Source organism: Bradyrhizobium sp. USDA 4486, from assembly GCF_054057995.1.
Genome location: NZ_JBSRZV010000001.1, coordinates 7,172,318 through 7,188,706, shown reverse-complemented (window position 1 = coordinate 7,188,706; position 16,389 = coordinate 7,172,318). Strand labels below are relative to the sequence as shown.

Below are 16,389 nucleotides of genomic sequence, written 5' to 3'. Positions count from 1 at the left end.
TGGAGCGCAGCGGCGATCCGGGACGACAGCGAGGATGGAACGAGCATCTTTCACAACAACCAAGAAGAAATAAGGAAACACCATGGATATCGGATTCATCGGCCTCGGAAACATGGGTTTTCCGATGGCGCGGCGGCTGATCGAGGCTGGGCACAAGCTCGTCGTGTTCGACACGCGCAAGGAGGGCACGGACAGGCTGGTGGCGCGCGGCGCAACTGCTGCGGCATCGCCAAAGGACGTTGCCGACCACGTCGAGACCGTGATGGCCAGCCTGCCGTCGCTGCAGGCTTCGCTCGAGGTCGCGACGGGCGCAAACGGCGTGATCGAAGGCAAACGCGCAAAGCGCTTCGTCGATCTCTCCACCGTCGGCTCGGCGATGGCCGCGAAGATTCACGGCTTGCTCGCCAAGCGCAACATCGTGCAGATCGACTGCCCGGTGTCGGGCGGCGTCGGCGGCGCCGAGAGGGGCACGCTGGCGGTGATGGTGTCGGGGCCGAAGGTCGAGTACGAGTTGCTGAAGCCGGCGCTCGACGTCATCGGAAAAGTGTTCTTCATCGGCGAGAAGCCCGGCGCGGCGCAGACGATGAAGCTCGCCAACAATCTCCTCTCGGCCACTGCGATCGTGGCGACGTCGGAAGCGGTGGTGATGGGCGTCAAAGCCGGGCTTGATCCCGCCGTGATGATCGACGTCATCAATGCCGGCTCGGGCATGAACACCGCGAGCCGCGACAAGTTTCCGCGCTCGGTCCTGCCGCGGACATTCGACTTCGGCTTCGCCACGGGATTGATGGTGAAGGACGTGCGGCTCGCGCTGGAGGAGATGAAGCAGCTCGGCCTGTCGATGGAGGTTGCGGACGCGGTCGGACGATTGTGGGAGACCGTGATAGCTGCGGAAGGTGCCGAGTCCGATTTCACGGCGGCGATCAAGCCGATCGAGAAGAAGGCGGGCGTCGTGGTCGGCGCGAAGACGGGTGGCGTGACGGGGAAATAGTCGTCCCACATTCTCCTCGTCGTCCCGGACAAGCGAAGCGCGGATTCCTCCGTGCCGCCACCACTGCCTGGGAGTATGGGTCCCCGCGTTTCGCGGGGACGACACCGAGGTTGTTGAGCCGACGTCGCCAACTCACAGCCACGGTGCCGGCTTGTCCATCGCGATGAGTTGCTCGACCTCGACGCGCGAGCGCACCACGGCGTATTGGTCGTCCTTCACCAGCACCTCGGGCACCAGCGGCCGCGTGTTGTAGGTGCCGGCCTGCACCGCGCCATAGGCACCCGCGGTCATGATGGCGAGGAGATCGCCGGCCTTCGGCGTCGGCAGCGTGCGGTCGAGCGCGAGATAGTCGCCGGTCTCGCAGACAGGGCCGACGACATCGGCCACGATTGTGGCGGCGCCCTTGGCGGGCTGCATCACCGGCAGGATGTCGTGATGGGCCTCGTACAGCGTGGGGCGGATCAGATCGTTCATCGCGGCGTCGATGATGACGAAGTTCTTGCCATCGCCGTGCTTCACATAGATGACCTTGGCGACGAGGATGCCGGCATTGCCGACGATCATGCGGCCGGGCTCGAACATCAGCGTGCAGCCGAGATTGTGGCTGACGCGCTTGACCATGGCGGCATAGGCGTCGGGTGCAGGCGGCGCTTCGCGGTCCATGTAATAGGGAATGCCGAGCCCGCCGCCGAAATCGACATGAGAGATGTTGTGGCCGTCGCTGCGCAGCGTCTGCACGAATTCGGAGAGGATGCGGAACGCGGTCTCCATCTTGGAGAGGTCGGTGATCTGGCTGCCGATATGCACGTCGGTGCCTGTCACCTCGATGCCCGGCAGCTTTGCGGCGCGGGCATAGACCTCGCGGGCATGGGCGATCGGAATGCCGAATTTGTTCTCGGACTTGCCGGTCGAGATCTTGGCGTGCGTGCCGGCGTCGACATCGGGATTGACGCGCACGGAGATGCGCGCGGTCTTGCCCATCTCGGTCGCAAGCCGCGAGAGGAGCTCCAGTTCGGGCTCGGATTCGACGTTGAGACAGAGGATGTCGGCAGCCAGCGCAGCACGCAGCTCTGCTTCCGTCTTGCCGACGCCGGAGAACACGATCTTGCTGCCGGGAATGCCGGCCGCCAGCGCGCGTTTGAGCTCGCCGCCGGAGACGACATCGGCGCCGGCGCCCAGCTTGGCCAGTGTGCGCAGCACGGACTGGTTGGAGTTCGCCTTCATGGCGTAGCAGACCAGCACCTTCTCACCGGCGAAAGCGTCGGTGAAGACGCGGTAGTGCCGCTCCAGCGTCGCGGTCGAATAGCAGTAGAACGGCGTGCCGATCGTTGCGGCCAGCTCGGACAGGTTCACCGCCTCGGCGTGCAGCACGCCGTTGCGATAGTCGAAATGGTTCATGGCGTTGGCTCGGTTGCGCCAGCCTACCGGCTGGGTCTTTCGTCCAGGAGCGGGTCGAGAATAAACGATTTCTTGCTGCCCTTCGGCGCCGCCGGCGCAGCATCCGCACCATAGGTGGGGTTGAACACGCTCGGCGTCTTCTGGGCTTCGATCTCGGTATCGGTCGGCGCTGCGATATTGGCCGTGGACGCGCTGGAGGCGGTCGGCGGCAGATCCAGCGGGCCCTTGCGGCCGCAGCCGGCCAGCGCGAGCGCCGTCAGGCTCAAGACAATGATGGCCCACCCCGAGCCGGCCGGGCGAAACTTTGACGTCACGACGAAATCCCCACTACGCGGCGCGCACCATACAGAGATTGGCGCGCTCTGGCGAGAGCCGGATGACCATGAAACATCAGCGAAATTTTGCCCTCAGCCCAATTTTTGCTCTTTTTCCAGCCGCTTCGCCCAGCTCTTTGCCTGCGACGTCACGTTCTTCGGCGCGGTGCCGCCGAAGCTGGTCCGGCTCTTCACCGACGATTCGACCGAGAGCACGCCGAGCACGTCCTTGGTGATTTTCGGCTCGATCGCCTGCATGTCCTTGAGCGGCAGCTCGTGCAGCGCCACGCCGCCCTCGGCGGCCTCGGCGACGATGCGGCCGGTGACGTGGTGCGCGTCGCGGAACGGCATCTTCAGCGTCCGCACCAGCCAGTCGGCAAGGTCCGTCGCGGTGGCATAGCCCTCGCCGGCGGCAGCCTTCATCCTGGCCTTATCGGGCACGAGGTCGCGGACCATGCCGGTCATGGCGCGGATCGCCAGCGACAGTGCAGCAAAGCCTTCCATGGCACCCTGCTTGTCCTCCTGCATGTCCTTTTGATAGGCGAGCGGCAGGCCCTTCATCACGATCAGCAGGCCGTTGAGCGCACCGATGACGCGCCCAGTCTTGGCGCGCACCAGCTCGGCGGCATCCGGGTTGCGCTTCTGCGGCATGATCGAGGAGCCCGTGGTGAACTTGTCACTGAGGCGGATCAGGCCCACGAGCGGCGAGGTCCAGATGACGATCTCCTCGGCAAAGCGCGACATGTGCACGGCGCAGATCGAAGCCGCCGACAGCGTTTCCAGCACGAAGTCGCGGTCGGAGACCGCATCGAGCGAGTTCGCCATCGGACGGTCGAAGCCGAGCGCCTTCGCCGTCGCGTGGCGGTCGATCGGGAACGAGGTGCCGGCGAGCGCGGCGGCGCCGAGCGGGGATTCATTGAGCCGCTTGCGCGCATCCTGGAAACGGCCGCGATCGCGCGCGGTCATCTCGACATAGGCGAGCAGATGGTGGCCGAAGGTCACGGGCTGCGCGGTCTGCAGATGCGTGAAGCCGGGCATCACGGTGCCGGCATGCTCGAGCGCACGCTCCACCAGCGCCTGCTGGAACTCCGCGAGCGCCGCGTCGGTGTCGTCGATGACGTCGCGGACATAGAGACGAAAGTCGGTCGCGACCTGGTCGTTGCGCGAGCGCGCGGTGTGCAGCCGGCCGGCGGCGGGGCCGATCAGTTCGGACAGGCGGCTCTCGACGTTCATATGGATATCTTCGAGCGCGCGCTTGAACGTGAAGTCGCCCTTGCCGATCTCTGACAAAATCGTGTCTAGACCCTTGCCGATATTTTTCGCATCAGAGGCCGTGATGATGCCTTGGCTGGCGAGCATCGCGGCGTGGGCCTTGGACGCGGCAATGTCCTGGGCAAACAGGTGACGATCGACGTCGATGGAGACGTTGATCTCTTCCATGATCTCATCGGGACGTTCCGAGAACCGGCCGCCCCACATCTTGTTGCTCATGATCCCCTGCTCACGCCTTGCTTTGCCGCATGTTTGCTGGCCGAGGCCAGCCGTATTAAGAGGCCACTGATAGCCATATCTGCGACCGGATGACAAACGATATGCTCGACCCAAAGCCTTCCGCCACGCGGAGGATCCCTATCGTGATCGCCACCGTGGTGGTCGGGGGCCTTGCCGGCTTCGCCGCGCTGTACGGGCTGGGCCTGAGCCGGGCGCCTTCAGGCGACCCGACCTGCAAGCCGGCGATGGCCACGGCCCAAAAGATCGCCCCGCTCGCCCACGGCGAGGTGGCCGCGCTGACCATGGCGAGCGCGCCGTTGAAGCTGCCCGACCTCACCTTTGAGGATGCCGACGGCAAGCCGAAAAAGCTCTCGGATTTCCGCGGCAAGACGCTGCTGGTGAACCTCTGGGCCACCTGGTGCGTGCCGTGCCGGAAGGAGATGCCGGCGCTCGATGAGCTCCAGGGCAAGCTGTCGGGCCCGAATTTCGAGGTGGTGGCGATCAATATCGACACCCGCGACCCAGAGAAGCCGAAAACCTTCCTGAAGGAGGCCAATCTGACCCGGCTCGGCTATTTCAACGACCAGAAAGCCAAGGTTTTTCAGGATCTTAAGGTCATAGGCCGGGCGCTGGGCATGCCGACTTCGGTGCTGGTCGACCCGCAAGGATGCGAGATCGCGACGATTGCCGGGCCGGCGGAATGGGCGAGCGAGGATGCGCTCAAGCTGCTTCGTGCCGCGACCGGCAAGGCCGCCGCGTCGCTTTAAATATCTGATCGGAAAACCGGTATCCGCTTTTCCGGATCATGCGCTAGGCCGTGACATTGAGATTGCCGCCAATGCCGGGGCCGACATTGGCAAGCGAGGGCTGACCGGCGCCGAGCAGCGTCAGGACCGTGGATTTCTCCATGTCCATGTTCTGCTTGGTGAGCGTCGCCCCGATATTCGATTGCAGCGCGCCTTGCTGAGCGGCCAGCATGGTGCCGACCATTGCCATCATGTCCATTACGCGAACCCTCGTAGCGGCTGTAACCTAGGCGCGAGGAGTTAACGCGCCATGAATTGTCACGGAGCGGATGGACTCGTGTCCCAGGACAAGGCGCGTCATGAAATGACGCGACGCAAAGCCGGGACCCAGGCTTTGTGCATGCGGCTTCTGGGCCCCGGCTCTGCAGCGCTCCGCGCTGCGTCCGGGGCACGAGAGTGCCTTTACCTAGTCGGAACTGGCTTGGCGCCGCGGTAGTCGTAGAAGCCGCGCTGGGTCTTGCGGCCGAGCCAGCCGGCCTCGACGTATTTCACCAGCAGCGGGCACGGGCGGTATTTGGAGTCGGCGAGGCCCTCGTGCAGCACCTGCATGATCGACAGGCAGGTATCGAGGCCGATGAAATCGGCAAGCTCCAGCGGGCCCATCGGATGATGGGCGCCGAGCTTCATCGCCGCGTCGATCGCCTCGACATTGCCGACGCCTTCATACAGCGTGTAGATCGCCTCGTTGATCATCGGCAGCAGGATGCGGTTGACGATGAAGGCCGGGAAATCCTCGGAGACGGCGACCTGCTTGCCCAGCTTGGCGACGAATTCCTTGGACGCATCGAAGGTCGCATCGTCGGTGGCGATGCCGCGGATCAGCTCCACCAGCTCCATCAGCGGTACCGGATTCATGAAGTGAATGCCGATGAAGCGTTCGGGTCGGTCGGTGGCTGCGGCAAGCCGGGTGATCGAGATCGACGATGTGTCGGAGGCGACGATCGCCTCCGGCTTCAGCACCGCGCAGAGCTCGTGAAAGATCTTGCGCTTGACCTCTTCCTTCTCGACCGCGGTCTCGATCACGAGGTCGCAGTCGGCGAGGTCGTCCAGCCTCTCTGCGAGCTTGATGCGCGCGAGCGCCTTGGCTTTGTCGTCCTCGGTCACAGCCTTCTTGGAGACCTGGCGCGCCAAATTGCCGTTGATGGTGGCCATGCCCGATTTGAGGCGGTCGGCCGAAACGTCATTGAGCACCACGTCGAAGCCGGCCAGCGCCGCGACATGCGCGATGCCATTGCCCATCTGACCCGCGCCGATCACGCCGACCTTCTTGATCACTGCCGCCATAATGTCATCCACCGGAACGGCGCGCATACCGCGCCCTGCCTATCCCCTGAGCCGGGAGGTCTGATTTGACCAGAAACCCGATTTAATCAGAACCCGGGCTCGAAACCTAGATTGGATCGCTTCCAAGGCGTGCCCCACGCCAAAGAAAACGCCTCGAAAAAGAAAAACCGGCCGGAGTTTATGCCTCCGGCCGGTGTTTTTAACGCGTTTTACTTGCCGAGCTTGCCGAGTTCGGCCGTCAGCTCCGGAACCGCCTGGTAGAGGTCGGCGACCAGGCCGTAATCGGCAACCTGGAAGATCGGCGCGTCCTCGTCCTTGTTGATCGCGACGATCACCTTGGAGTCCTTCATGCCGGCCAGATGCTGGATCGCGCCGGAAATGCCGACCGCGACATAGAGCTCGGGGGCCACGACCTTGCCGGTCTGGCCGACCTGCCAATCGTTCGGCGCATAGCCGGCGTCGACCGCCGCACGGGAAGCACCCACGCCGGCGCCGAGCTTGTCGGCCAGCGGCTCGATGTACTTGGCGAAGTTCTCGCGGCTCTGCATGGCTCGGCCGCCGGAGACGATGATCTTGGCCGAGGTCAGCTCCGGGCGGTCGCTCTTGGCGACTTCCTCGCCGATGAAGGTCGACAGGCCGGGGTCGGCCGCCGCCTGGACGCTCTCAACCGGCGCGCTGCCGCCTTCGCCCGCCGCGGCGAAGGTGGAGGTTCGGACCGTGATGACCTTCTTGGTGTCCTTCGACTTCACGGTCTGGATGGCGTTGCCGGCATAGATCGGACGCTCAAAGGTGTCGGGCGCGACCACCTTGATGATCTCCGAGACCTGCATGACGTCGAGCAGGGCTGCGACGCGCGGCATCACATTCTTGAAGCGCGAGGTCGCGGGCGCGACGATCGCGTCATAGGACGGGGCCAGCGAGACGATCAGCGCGGCCAGCGGCTCGGCGAGATCGTGCGCATAGGTCTCGCCATCGGCGAGCAGCACCTTCTTGACGCCGGCCAGCTTGGCAGCGGCGTCCGCGGCCGCCTTGGCGTTCTGGCCAGCCACCAGCACCTCGACATCCGCGCCGAGCGCGGCAGCCGCGGTCAGGGCCTTATTGGTTGCATCCTTCAACGACGCATTGTCGTGTTCGGCAATCAGAAGCGTCGTCATCAGAGCACCCCGGCTTCGTTCTTGAGTTTCGACACCAGCTCGGCGACGTCCTTGACCTTGACGCCCGCCTTGCGGCCTGCCGGTTCAGTCGTCTTGAGAACCTCGAGACGCGCGGTGACGTCGACGCCGTAATCGGCGACGGCCTTCTCCGCGATCGGCTTCTTCTTCGCCTTCATGATGTTGGGCAGCGAGGCATAACGCGGCTCGTTGAGACGAAGGTCGGTTGTGACGATCGCCGGCCCCTTCAACTTCACGGTCTGCAGCCCGCCGTCGACTTCGCGGGTGACCTTGAAATCCGAACCTTCGACCTCGAGCTTCGAGGCGAAGGTCGCCTGCGACCAGCCGAGCAGCGCGGCCAGCATCTGGCCGGTCTGGTTGCTGTCATCGTCGATCGCCTGCTTGCCGAGGATGATCAGGCCCGGCTGCTCTTCTTCAGCAACCTTCTTCAGGATCTTGGCGACGGCGAGCGGCTCGACATTGCCGTCGGCCTTCACCAGGATGCCGCGATCGGCGCCCATGGCAAGACCGGTACGGATCGTCTCGGACGCCTGCGCCGGTCCGATGGAGACCACCACGACCTCGGTCGCCTTACCGCCTTCCTTCAGGCGCAGCGCTTCCTCGACCGCGATCTCGTCGAACGGGTTCATGGACATTTTGACGTTGGCGAGCTCAACGCCCGATCCATCGCCCTTGACGCGGACCTTGACGTTGTAATCGACCACCCGCTTTACCGGCACTAAGACCTTCATCGATCCTCTTTCACTCAATCTGGGAGGGGGATTATTCAACTGGCGCGGAACCTAAAGGCCTGATCCGGCCTGGTCAACGCGCGACAGGGCCAAATTTTAGACCTTGGAAATACCGATCTCAATGGGTCAGCGGTTCTGGCCAGGAATCCAGAGCACGTCGCCCGCGCCGTTATGGTTAGCGGCGCGGCTGGCCACGAACAGGAAGTCCGACAGGCGGTTCATATATTGGATGCCAGCGCGACCAACCGGCTCGCCGGGCTGCGCCGCCAGTTCCACGATGACGCGTTCCGCCCTGCGGCATATCGTGCGGGCGGCGTGGAGGTAAGCCGCCGCGGGCGTGCCGCCCGGCAGCACGAACGAGGTGAGCGGCGCGAGCTTGTCGTTGAGCGCGTCGATGTCGCGCTCGAGCCGCTCGACCTGACTCGCCACAACCCGCAGCCGCTCCGCTTTGCCCTCCTGCTCGGGCACCGCGAGATCGGCGCCGAGATCGAACAGGTCGTTCTGGATGCGACCGAGCATCGCGTCGAACTCGGGCATATCATGAGTGTGCAGCCGTACCACGCCGATCGCGGCGTTGGTCTCGTCGACCGTGCCATAGGCCGCGACGCGCAGATCATATTTCGGACGGCGCTCGCCCGAGCCGAGCGCTGTCGTGCCGTCGTCACCGGTCTTCGTATAAATGCGGTTGAGCAGAACCATGTTCAGTGTCCCATCGCCCAGACTGCGAGCATGGCGATGACGATCGCCACGAACTGAAGCAGCACGCGCCAGCGCATCAGCTTCTGCGAGGTGTTGGGCGAGCCGCCACGCATCATGTTGACGAGGCCGAGCAGCAGCACCAAAGCCACGGCGCCGACCGCGATCGGCAGGATGAAAGTACTCAGGATAGATGCCATCTGAGGGTAGATAACACCGCATGCGGCGGTTCGCTATCTCCCCGGCGGTCATTCCGGGGCGCTTCGCGATCTGGCTTTTAGGCCAATAATATCAGATGCTAGCGGAATGATTTCCGATTTGCGCCAATCGCCTGCTCATCTCATCTCTCTCCGCAAGCGGGCAGAGGAAGGCAACGGTGTAGGTGCCATTTGAAAGCCGTCCGCACCATCTACGTCGTCGTGATAGACGCCTTCTACACGTTCTTGGCCGACGACGGCTGGGCGATCGCCAGCCACATCGCGCTGTCGACGCTGATGGCGCTGTTCCCGTTCCTGATCGTGCTGACCTCGCTCGCCGGTTTCTTCGGCTCCAAGGAACTTGCCGACCAGGCTGCCAGCCTGATGCTCCAGGTCTGGCCCAAGCAGGTCTCCGATTCCATCTCGGGCGAGGTGCACGACGTGCTGACCACGACCCGCTCCGGTGTGCTGACCATCGGCGCGGCGCTGTCGGTCTATTTCGCTTCCAATGGCGTCGAGGCGCTGCGGGTCGCGCTCAACCGCGCCTATGCGGTGGTAGAGATGCGGCGATGGTACTGGCTGCGTCTGGAATCGATCGGCTACACGCTGGTCGCCGCCTTCACCGCGCTCGCCATGGCGTTCCTGATCGTGCTCGGACCACTACTGATCGAGGCGGCGCGGCGCCACATTCCGCTGTTCGTCGAGTCCAACGAGAGCATCCTCACCTGGCTGCGCTATGGCATCACCATCGCCGCGCTGGTGGTGGCGCTGTTCATCCTGCACGCCTGGCTGCCGGCGGGACGGCGCAGCTTCTTCCAGATCCTGCCCGGCATCGTGTTCACGATGGTGGCGTCGCTGATCTCGGGCGTCGTGTTCGGCCAATACCTCGCGCGCTTCGCCAACAACTACGTGACGATGTATGCGGGGCTCGCCTCGGTCATCATCGCGCTGGTGTTCCTGTACTTCATCGCCGCAATCTTCGTTTACGGCGGCGAGCTCAACGCCGCGATCATCAAGTCGCGGCTTCCTCACGGCGTCTCGCTTCAAGCAGCGCAGTCGCTAAAGCCCGAGGCGACACAGGCTTGACCAGGAAGGCATCGGCACCGGCCTCGCGCGAGGCCGCCTCGTCCTCGCCGCGGCCGGACACGCCGATGATGGGAATCCGGGCCAGCGGCGCCGGCATGGTGCGGATGCGCCTGATAGCCTCGACACCGTCGATGCCCGGCAGCACCATATCCATCAGCACCGCGTCGAATGCGCCCTGCGCCAGCCGCTCGATCGCGTCCTCGCCGCGCCCGACGAACTCGGCATGATGGCCTAGCTCGGTCAGGATGGTGTTGAGCACGACGCGGCCGAACGGATTGTCCTCGACGCTGAGCACGCGCAGCGCAGCCATCGCATCCGCTTCACTGCCGTTCTTCGATTTGCGGGACCTGGCCGGCCCCACCGCCTCCAGCGACACGGTCAGCGTGAAGGTGGCGCCGCCGCCGCGGCGCGGCCCCACGGTAATGTCGCCGCCCATCGCGCGCGCCAGTTGCTTCACCGATGACAGGCCGAGCCCGGCGCCGCCGAAGCGCGTGGCGATGGTGACATTCGCCTGGGTGAACGGGCGGAACAGCCGCTTGATCTCGGCCATCGTGAGACCGATGCCGCTGTCGGAGACCGAGAAGGCAACCCCGATCCTGCCCTTTGCCTTGTCGCGCTTCCTGCCCTTGGGGGGACGCCAGGGCGACACCGCGAGCGCGACAGCGCCGTGCTCGGTGAACTTGACAGCATTGTCGATCAGATTCTCCAGCGCAGCGCGCAGCCGGACGGGGTCGCCGACCACGAGGCCCGGCAGCTTTCCGGAAATCTCGACCTGGGCTTGAAGGCCCTTGGCCGCGGCACGACCCGCCAGCGAATCGCCGGCGCTGCGGGCGAGCGTCCTGAGGTCGAACAGGTCCTGGCGCAGCGTGCTGCCGCCCTTCCCTGTTTTGGCGGCATCCACGAACAGCGTGGCGAGGCTCGCCAGATGCTCGGCGCCGGCCTTGATCGTGTCGGCCCAGCGCCGCTCCCGCTCGCCGAGATCGGAGGTCGCGAGCAGGTCGCTGATCGCGAGAATGCCGGTCAGGGGGGTGCGGACCTCATGGGCAAAGGCGGCGAGCGCGGCCTGGACCACGTCCGGCGCGTCCGCCTTGGGACTGCGCTGACGCACCCGGCCGGCCGTCCCGGACTGCTTCCGAGGCGGACGCCTGGACATCCGCGTGGTGCGCGCTGGGCGCGTTTTCGCCGCCATAACTCCCCTTCGAAGAACGTCCTTCGAACCCCGGGCTCAACCGCAAGAATGGCACGTCGGAACACCTAGAGTCACGGCGGCGTTTGGCTAAACCCCAGAGAAACTTAACCTAATCCCACCAGCTGGCGGATACCGGCGGACGTCATGCCGGCCGCGCGCAACTCGCGCAGTCCGGTCGAGCGGTCCGACTTCGACAGCTTCCGTCCCGCAGCATCGCGAATCAGGCTGTGGTGGCGATAGGCGGGTTCCGGCAGATCAAGCAGGAGCTGGAGCAGGCGGTGGACCGAGGTGGCGTGAAACAGGTCCCGGCCGCGCACGACCTCGCTGACGCCCTGGAGGGCGTCGTCGACGACCACGGACAGGTGGTAGCTCGTCGGGGTCTCCTTGCGGGCCAGGATCACGTCGCCCCAGGTCTCCGGCCGTGCCGGGACGGTGCCGCGCTCGCCACCGGGACCCTCGCCGAGTTCGTTCCAGCTCAGGCCGGAGGCGTGGCGGCAGGCGGCCGCCATGTCGAGCCGCAGCGCATAAGGCGTACCTGACGCGATCAGCCACACCCGCTCGTCGGCAGGGAGCGACTTCGCATCGCGCGGGTAAAGCGGCGCCCCATCGGGATCGCGCGGCCATGGCCCATCGGCCTCGCGTTCGGCGACGAGCTTGGCGATCTCGCCGCGGCTCTCGAAGGCGGGATAGACCAGCCCGAGCGCGGTGAGCTTGTCCAGCGCGGCGCGATAGTCGGCGAGATGCTCGGACTGCCGGCGCACCGGCGTCTCCCATGATATGCCGAGCCAGGCGAGGTCCTCGTAGATCGCAGCCTCGAACTCCGGCCGGCAACGCGTCGCATCGATGTCCTCGATCCGCAGCAGCAGCCGTCCGCCCGCCTCGCGCGCGCGGTCGAAATTGAGCAGCGCGGAATAGGCGTGGCCGAGATGCAGCAGGCCGTTAGGGCTGGGGGCAAATCGGAAAACGGGTGGCATGAGTTCTCAGCTATTCGTCATTGCCGGGCTTGACCCGGCAATCCATCCTCCATGACTCTGTTACGATAGGAGATGGATGGCCGGGTCAAGCCCGGCCATGACGCCGGAAAGAGTTTGCCGAACTGCGATGACCATCCACCTCGAAACCCAATCCGATCTCGAACAGGCCGTCCACGCGCTGGTCAAGCGCGATCCGCGCCTCAAGCCCGTGTTCGAGATCGCGGGCATGCCGGCGTTACGGCGGCGCGAGCCGGGCTTTACTGGACTGGCCCATATCGTCTGCGGGCAGCAGCTTTCGACCGCGAGCGCGGCGGCGATCTGGGGACGACTGTCGGCCGCGTTCGATCCGTTCGACCATGAGGCGGTGCGCCGCGCCCGCACCGATCGGCTGGGGCGGCTCGGCCTGTCCGCCGCCAAGATCAAGACGTTGAAGCATCTGGCACGCGAGATCAATGCGCAGCGGCTGAACCTCGACGTGCTCGCGGAGGAAGACGCCGACGCCGCGCATCACACGCTGATCTCGCTGCCCGGCATCGGACCGTGGACCGCGGACGTCTATCTCCTGTTTTGCCTCGGCCACGGCGATGCCTGGCCGGCCGGCGATCTCGCCGTGCAGGAAGGCATCCGCATCGGGCTCGGCCTGAAGGCGCGGCCGACCGAGAAGCAGATGGCGCCGCTCGCCGAACCCTGGCGTCCCCTGCGCGGCGCGGCGGCGCATCTGTGGTGGAGCTACTACCGCGCGGTGAAGAAGCGCGAAGGCGTGCTCATGGGCTCGGGCTAACCCCGCAGCCGCGCGCGGTCGGTCCGGGCGCATTCGGCGACGAATTCGATCACGGCGCGCACTGCCGGGAGCTCGACGAGGTCGGGATGGGCCAGCAGCCAGAGGTCCGCGACGCTGGCGAGCTTCTGCGGAGCGACGCGCACGAGATCGGGATAGCTTTCGGCGACGAAGCACGACAGCGCGGAGATTCCGATGCCGGCGCGGACCGCCGCCAGCATGTCTCCCTGCGACGAGCAGCGCATCACCACCCTCGCCTGCCGCGTGACGACGTCGCTCCAGCGCGCAAGTTGCGCATTGGACGTCTGGTCGGCGAAGCCGATGACGCTGTGCTCCTTCCAATCGCCGCGCCGTTCGGGCAGGGGCCGCCCGGCGGCATAGTCGCGCGAGGCATAGAAGCCCGTGCCGAGACGGCCGATCTTGCGGCCGACCAGGTTCTCCTCGCCGCTGTCGAAGGGGCGGAGCACCACGTCCGCCTCACGCCGGCGCACGCTCGCCGGAAACGGATGAGTGATGATTTCGAGCTGGATATGACCGTGCGCGCGCAGGAAGGCAGGCAGACGCGGCATCAGCCAGTGCGAGGCGAGCGTCGCGCCGATTGACAGCTTGACGATGCCGCGCGCCTTGTGTCCACCCGCCGCGACTGCGGTCTCGGCCCGCAGCGCTGCGACCGCCATCGCCTCGGCGTGCTCGCGCAAAGTCCGTCCATCCGCGGTCAGCGCCAGACCGTCGGCGGCGCGCGCCACCAATCGGGTGCCGAGCTGAGCTTCCAGCGCCGCGATCTTGCGGCTGACGGTGGGATGGCTGGTGTGCAGCCGGCGGGCGGCGGCCGTCAAGCTGCCGGTATCGGCGACCGCGACGAAGGTCTTGCAAAGGTCCCAGTCCATTCGGCGGCCCTGTTCATTCCTGAATGATCCTCCGTTCATTATTGAACGGCCGGGCCGGGCCGTCCAATCCTATAATGGGATCAAATCCGCGCCACGGCGGCCCATTTGCCCGCGCGACAATCAAAACGGAAACGCCTCGTCATCCGCCCGCCGGCGGGGCCCCGTTTCGGGAGGACATGATGGCACTGCCCACTCTCTTGAAGAATTCGCTAGAGCTGCCCGTGGTCGGCTCGCCGCTGTTCATCGTCTCCGGGCCGGAACTGGTGATCGCCCAGTGCAAGGCGGGAATCGTCGGCTCCTTTCCCGCGCTCAATGCCCGGCCGGTCGAGAAGCTCGGCGAATGGCTGAGCCGGATCGAGGACGAGCTCGGCGAATACAAATCGCGCAATCCCGGCAAGAAGGTCGCACCCTACGCCGTCAACCAGATCTGCCATGCCTCCAACGACCGGCTGATGAAGGACATGGAGACCTGCGTAAGGCACAAGGCGCCCATCATCATCACCTCGCTGCGGCCGCCGGCGGAGATCGTCGAAGCCGCGCATTCCTATGGCGCGCTGGTGTTCCACGACGTCATCAACGTCAAGCACGCGCGCAAAGCGGCCGAGCAGGGCGTCGACGGCCTGATCCTGGTCTGCGCGGGCGCGGGCGGACACGCCGGCATGCTGTCGCCCTTCGCATTGGTGCGCGAGGTCAAGCAATGGTTCGACGGCGCCGTCCTGCTGTCGGGCGCGATCAGCGACGGCTATGGCATTGCCTCGGCGCTGACGCTGGGCGCCGACCTCGCCTATATGGGCACGCGTTTCATCGCGACCCAGGAAGCCAATGCCGACGAGGCCTACAAGTCGGCGCTGACACAGCACGCCGCGCACGACATCGTCTACACCAACCTGTTCACCGGCGTGCACGGCAATTATCTCGGTCCGTCGATCGCCGCCGCCGGCCTCGATCCGGACAATCTCCCCGCCGCAGACAAATCGAAGATGAATTTCGGCTCGGGCGGCAACATGAAATCCAAGGCGTGGCGCGACATCTGGGGATCGGGCCAGGGCATCGGCCAGATCACCGACGTGCCCCCCGTCGCGGAGCTCGTCGACGGCATGAAGCGCGAATTCGATCAGGCGAGGCAAGAGTTCCTGATGCACGTCAGCGCCTGACGTCTCGGACTGGCAACAAAAACAGGAGGACATCATGAAGCTGACAGCCGCATTGATCGGCCTGTCCCTGCTGGCCCTTGCCGGCGGCGGCGCCCACGCCGAAGGCAGCGACGAGATCCGCATCGGACAGACCCTGCCCTATAGCGGCCCGGCCTCCGGCTTCGGCGCGATCGGCCGGACGCAGGAAGCGTTCTTCGAGAAGATCAATGCCGAAGGCGGCATCAACGGCCGCAAGGTCAAGTTCATCACCCTGGACGACGCCTATTCGCCGCCGAAGACGGTCGAGCAGACCCGCAAGCTGGTCGAGCAGGACGAGGTGCTGATGATGTTCGGCTCGCTCGGCACCGCCACCAACAGCGCCGTGCAGCGCTACCTCAACGGCAAGAAGGTGCCGCAGCTGTTCGTGCTCTCGGGCGCGACCAAATGGGCCGATCCGCAGAAATATCCGTGGACCATGCCTGGAATGGCCGCCTATGAATCCGAAGGCGTAGTCTATGCCAAGCACGTGCTGCGCACCAAGCCGGGCGCGAAGATCGCGATCCTCTCCCAGAACGACGATTTCGGCCGCGACTATGTCGCGGGCTTCAAGCGCGCGCTCGGCGACAAGGCCGCCGGCATGATCGTTGCCGAAGCGACCTACGAGACCAGCGCACCGACGATCAGCTCGCAGCTCTCGACCCTGAAGGCATCGGGCGCCGACGTGCTGTTCGGCGTCGTGCTCGGCAAGTTCACCTCGCAGATGATCAAGGGCGTCGCCGAGATCGGCTGGAAACCCGAGCTGTTCTTCGTGCCGACCTCGGCCTCGTCGATCTCGTTCCTGGAGCCGGCCGGGCTCGACAACGCGGTCGGCCTGATCTCGTCGAGCAACCAGAAGGACACGATGGATCCGCAATGGGCCAGCGATCCCGGCGTGAAGGAGTATTTCGCCTTCATGAAGCAGTACCTGCCGAATGCGGACCTCTCCAACTCCAACTACGCGGCCGGCTACCATTACGCGACGCTGCTGATGACGGTGCTGAAGGCGTGCAAGGATGATTTCAGCCGCGACAACATCATGCGCCAGGCGGCCTCGCTGAAAGAGGTGAAGCTGCCGCTGCTGCTGCCCGGCATGTCCGTCACCACCGGCCCCGACGACTATCTGCCGTTCCAGCAGCTTCAGCTCCGGCGCTTCAACGGCAAGAGCTGGGTCGGCTTCGGCGACGTGCTGGACGATCGCTAGCCTCGAACGGAACAGGACAGAC

18 protein-coding genes are annotated in these 16,389 nt (G+C 65.3%); 6 read left to right on the top strand and 12 right to left on the bottom strand.

From position 1 onward, the window contains the following. Positions 1 to 82 precede the first annotated feature (82 nt). Positions 83 to 991, top strand: coding sequence for an NAD(P)-dependent oxidoreductase (locus ACVWY3_RS33975; RefSeq protein WP_456842356.1), 909 nt, complete (start codon positions 83 to 85; stop codon positions 989 to 991). Positions 992 to 1,123: 132 nt separating this feature from the next. Here the strand turns inward: ACVWY3_RS33975 and lysA are convergent, their stop codons facing one another. From lysA to argH, 3 genes are all read right to left on the bottom strand, one after another. Beyond that, positions 1,124 to 2,389, bottom strand: coding sequence for a diaminopimelate decarboxylase (gene lysA / locus ACVWY3_RS33970; RefSeq protein ID WP_456842355.1), 1,266 nt, complete (start codon positions 2,387 to 2,389; stop codon positions 1,124 to 1,126). 23 nt (positions 2,390 to 2,412) lie between these two features. Continuing rightward, entirely contained in the window at positions 2,413 to 2,703 is a 291-nt protein-coding gene (gene lptM / locus ACVWY3_RS33965; protein ID WP_092215557.1) for an LPS translocon maturation chaperone LptM, read from the bottom strand. A gap of 93 nt (positions 2,704 to 2,796) precedes the next feature. After that, entirely contained in the window at positions 2,797 to 4,194 is a 1,398-nt protein-coding gene (argH, locus tag ACVWY3_RS33960) for an argininosuccinate lyase (protein WP_456842354.1), read from the bottom strand. Positions 4,195 to 4,295: 101 nt separating this feature from the next. On the opposite strand from argH, the gene tlpA reads away from it, so the two are divergent. Beyond that, entirely contained in the window at positions 4,296 to 4,961 is a 666-nt protein-coding gene (gene tlpA, locus ACVWY3_RS33955) for a thiol:disulfide interchange protein TlpA (RefSeq protein WP_456842353.1), read from the top strand. A 43-nt stretch (positions 4,962 to 5,004) separates the two neighbouring features. Here the strand turns inward: tlpA and ACVWY3_RS33950 are convergent, their stop codons facing one another. The 6 genes from ACVWY3_RS33950 to ACVWY3_RS33925 form a co-directional block, all read right to left on the bottom strand. Beyond that, on the bottom strand, positions 5,005 to 5,199 hold the full coding sequence (locus ACVWY3_RS33950) for a putative motility protein (protein ID WP_456842352.1): 195 nt from the start codon (positions 5,197 to 5,199) through the stop codon (positions 5,005 to 5,007). A 203-nt stretch (positions 5,200 to 5,402) separates the two neighbouring features. Further along, positions 5,403 to 6,284, bottom strand: a complete 882-nt coding sequence (locus ACVWY3_RS33945; RefSeq protein WP_456842351.1) for a 3-hydroxybutyryl-CoA dehydrogenase — start codon at positions 6,282 to 6,284, stop codon at positions 5,403 to 5,405. 209 nt (positions 6,285 to 6,493) lie between these two features. After that, on the bottom strand, positions 6,494 to 7,438 hold the full coding sequence (locus ACVWY3_RS33940) for an electron transfer flavoprotein subunit alpha/FixB family protein (protein ID WP_456842350.1): 945 nt from the start codon (positions 7,436 to 7,438) through the stop codon (positions 6,494 to 6,496). Continuing rightward, positions 7,438 to 8,187: an electron transfer flavoprotein subunit beta/FixA family protein gene (locus ACVWY3_RS33935; protein WP_456842349.1), complete on the bottom strand. Its 750-nt coding sequence runs from the start codon at positions 8,185 to 8,187 to the stop codon at positions 7,438 to 7,440. The genes ACVWY3_RS33940 and ACVWY3_RS33935 overlap by 1 nt, the downstream gene beginning before the upstream one ends. Positions 8,188 to 8,313: 126 nt before the next feature. Beyond that, positions 8,314 to 8,886 (bottom strand): cob(I)yrinic acid a,c-diamide adenosyltransferase, encoded by a 573-nt coding sequence (locus ACVWY3_RS33930; protein WP_456842348.1) that lies wholly within the window; start codon positions 8,884 to 8,886, stop codon positions 8,314 to 8,316. A gap of 2 nt (positions 8,887 to 8,888) precedes the next feature. Further along, positions 8,889 to 9,083: a twin transmembrane helix small protein gene (locus ACVWY3_RS33925; protein ID WP_456842347.1), complete on the bottom strand. Its 195-nt coding sequence runs from the start codon at positions 9,081 to 9,083 to the stop codon at positions 8,889 to 8,891. Between the two features lie 189 nt (positions 9,084 to 9,272). Between ACVWY3_RS33925 and ACVWY3_RS33920 the strand changes: the two genes are divergently transcribed. After that, complete coding sequence (locus tag ACVWY3_RS33920) at positions 9,273 to 10,166, top strand: YihY/virulence factor BrkB family protein (RefSeq protein ID WP_456842346.1); 894 nt, start codon at positions 9,273 to 9,275, stop codon at positions 10,164 to 10,166. On the opposite strand, the gene ACVWY3_RS33915 is transcribed toward ACVWY3_RS33920, so the two are convergent. Both ACVWY3_RS33915 and gluQRS read right to left on the bottom strand, forming a co-directional pair. Then, positions 10,093 to 11,355: an ATP-binding protein gene (locus ACVWY3_RS33915; protein ID WP_456842345.1), complete on the bottom strand. Its 1,263-nt coding sequence runs from the start codon at positions 11,353 to 11,355 to the stop codon at positions 10,093 to 10,095. The two genes, ACVWY3_RS33920 and ACVWY3_RS33915, sit on opposite strands and share 74 nt — an antisense overlap. Positions 11,356 to 11,459: 104 nt before the next feature. Continuing rightward, positions 11,460 to 12,329: a tRNA glutamyl-Q(34) synthetase GluQRS gene (gene gluQRS / locus ACVWY3_RS33910; RefSeq protein WP_456842344.1), complete on the bottom strand. Its 870-nt coding sequence runs from the start codon at positions 12,327 to 12,329 to the stop codon at positions 11,460 to 11,462. A gap of 127 nt (positions 12,330 to 12,456) precedes the next feature. On the opposite strand from gluQRS, the gene ACVWY3_RS33905 reads away from it, so the two are divergent. Continuing rightward, on the top strand, positions 12,457 to 13,110 hold the full coding sequence (locus ACVWY3_RS33905; RefSeq protein WP_456842343.1) for a DNA-3-methyladenine glycosylase family protein: 654 nt from the start codon (positions 12,457 to 12,459) through the stop codon (positions 13,108 to 13,110). Here the strand turns inward: ACVWY3_RS33905 and ACVWY3_RS33900 are convergent. Next, positions 13,107 to 13,994 (bottom strand): LysR family transcriptional regulator, encoded by an 888-nt coding sequence (locus ACVWY3_RS33900; protein ID WP_456842342.1) that lies wholly within the window; start codon positions 13,992 to 13,994, stop codon positions 13,107 to 13,109. The two genes, ACVWY3_RS33905 and ACVWY3_RS33900, sit on opposite strands and share 4 nt — an antisense overlap. Before the next feature lie 179 nt (positions 13,995 to 14,173). Here ACVWY3_RS33900 and ACVWY3_RS33895 point away from each other — a divergent pair, with 179 nt between their 5' ends. Together ACVWY3_RS33895 and ACVWY3_RS33890 are read left to right on the top strand one after the other, a co-directional pair. Next, positions 14,174 to 15,148 carry an NAD(P)H-dependent flavin oxidoreductase gene (locus tag ACVWY3_RS33895; RefSeq protein WP_456842341.1) on the top strand — a complete coding sequence of 325 codons (975 nt, stop codon included), beginning with the start codon at positions 14,174 to 14,176 and terminating at the stop codon, positions 15,146 to 15,148. Positions 15,149 to 15,182: 34 nt separating this feature from the next. Then, the gene (locus tag ACVWY3_RS33890; RefSeq protein WP_456842340.1) at positions 15,183 to 16,367 is read left to right on the top strand and encodes an ABC transporter substrate-binding protein; all 1,185 of its coding nucleotides are present in this window, start codon (positions 15,183 to 15,185) and stop codon (positions 16,365 to 16,367) included. The last annotated feature ends 22 nt before the right edge of the window (positions 16,368 to 16,389 follow it).

Excerpts from the sequence above, each read along its gene's own strand:
- ACVWY3_RS33975 (WP_456842356.1), top strand. The coding sequence starts at position 83 with ATGGATATCGGATTCATCGGCCTCGGAAACATGGGTTTTCCGATGGCG.
- lysA (WP_456842355.1), bottom strand. The coding sequence starts at position 2,389 with ATGAACCATTTCGACTATCGCAACGGCGTGCTGCACGCCGAGGCGGTG.
- argH (WP_456842354.1), bottom strand. The coding sequence starts at position 4,194 with ATGAGCAACAAGATGTGGGGCGGCCGGTTCTCGGAACGTCCCGATGAG.
- tlpA (WP_456842353.1), top strand. The coding sequence starts at position 4,296 with ATGCTCGACCCAAAGCCTTCCGCCACGCGGAGGATCCCTATCGTGATC.
- ACVWY3_RS33950 (WP_456842352.1), bottom strand. The coding sequence starts at position 5,199 with ATGGACATGATGGCAATGGTCGGCACCATGCTGGCCGCTCAGCAAGGC.
- ACVWY3_RS33945 (WP_456842351.1), bottom strand. The coding sequence starts at position 6,284 with ATGGCGGCAGTGATCAAGAAGGTCGGCGTGATCGGCGCGGGTCAGATG.
- ACVWY3_RS33940 (WP_456842350.1), bottom strand. The coding sequence starts at position 7,438 with ATGACGACGCTTCTGATTGCCGAACACGACAATGCGTCGTTGAAGGAT.
- ACVWY3_RS33935 (WP_456842349.1), bottom strand. The coding sequence starts at position 8,187 with ATGAAGGTCTTAGTGCCGGTAAAGCGGGTGGTCGATTACAACGTCAAG.
- ACVWY3_RS33930 (WP_456842348.1), bottom strand. The coding sequence starts at position 8,886 with ATGGTTCTGCTCAACCGCATTTATACGAAGACCGGTGACGACGGCACG.
- ACVWY3_RS33925 (WP_456842347.1), bottom strand. The coding sequence starts at position 9,083 with ATGGCATCTATCCTGAGTACTTTCATCCTGCCGATCGCGGTCGGCGCC.
- ACVWY3_RS33915 (WP_456842345.1), bottom strand. The coding sequence starts at position 11,355 with ATGGCGGCGAAAACGCGCCCAGCGCGCACCACGCGGATGTCCAGGCGT.
- gluQRS (WP_456842344.1), bottom strand. The coding sequence starts at position 12,329 with ATGCCACCCGTTTTCCGATTTGCCCCCAGCCCTAACGGCCTGCTGCAT.
- ACVWY3_RS33905 (WP_456842343.1), top strand. The coding sequence starts at position 12,457 with ATGACCATCCACCTCGAAACCCAATCCGATCTCGAACAGGCCGTCCAC.
- ACVWY3_RS33900 (WP_456842342.1), bottom strand. The coding sequence starts at position 13,994 with ATGGACTGGGACCTTTGCAAGACCTTCGTCGCGGTCGCCGATACCGGC.
- ACVWY3_RS33895 (WP_456842341.1), top strand. The coding sequence starts at position 14,174 with ATGGCACTGCCCACTCTCTTGAAGAATTCGCTAGAGCTGCCCGTGGTC.
- ACVWY3_RS33890 (WP_456842340.1), top strand. The coding sequence starts at position 15,183 with ATGAAGCTGACAGCCGCATTGATCGGCCTGTCCCTGCTGGCCCTTGCC.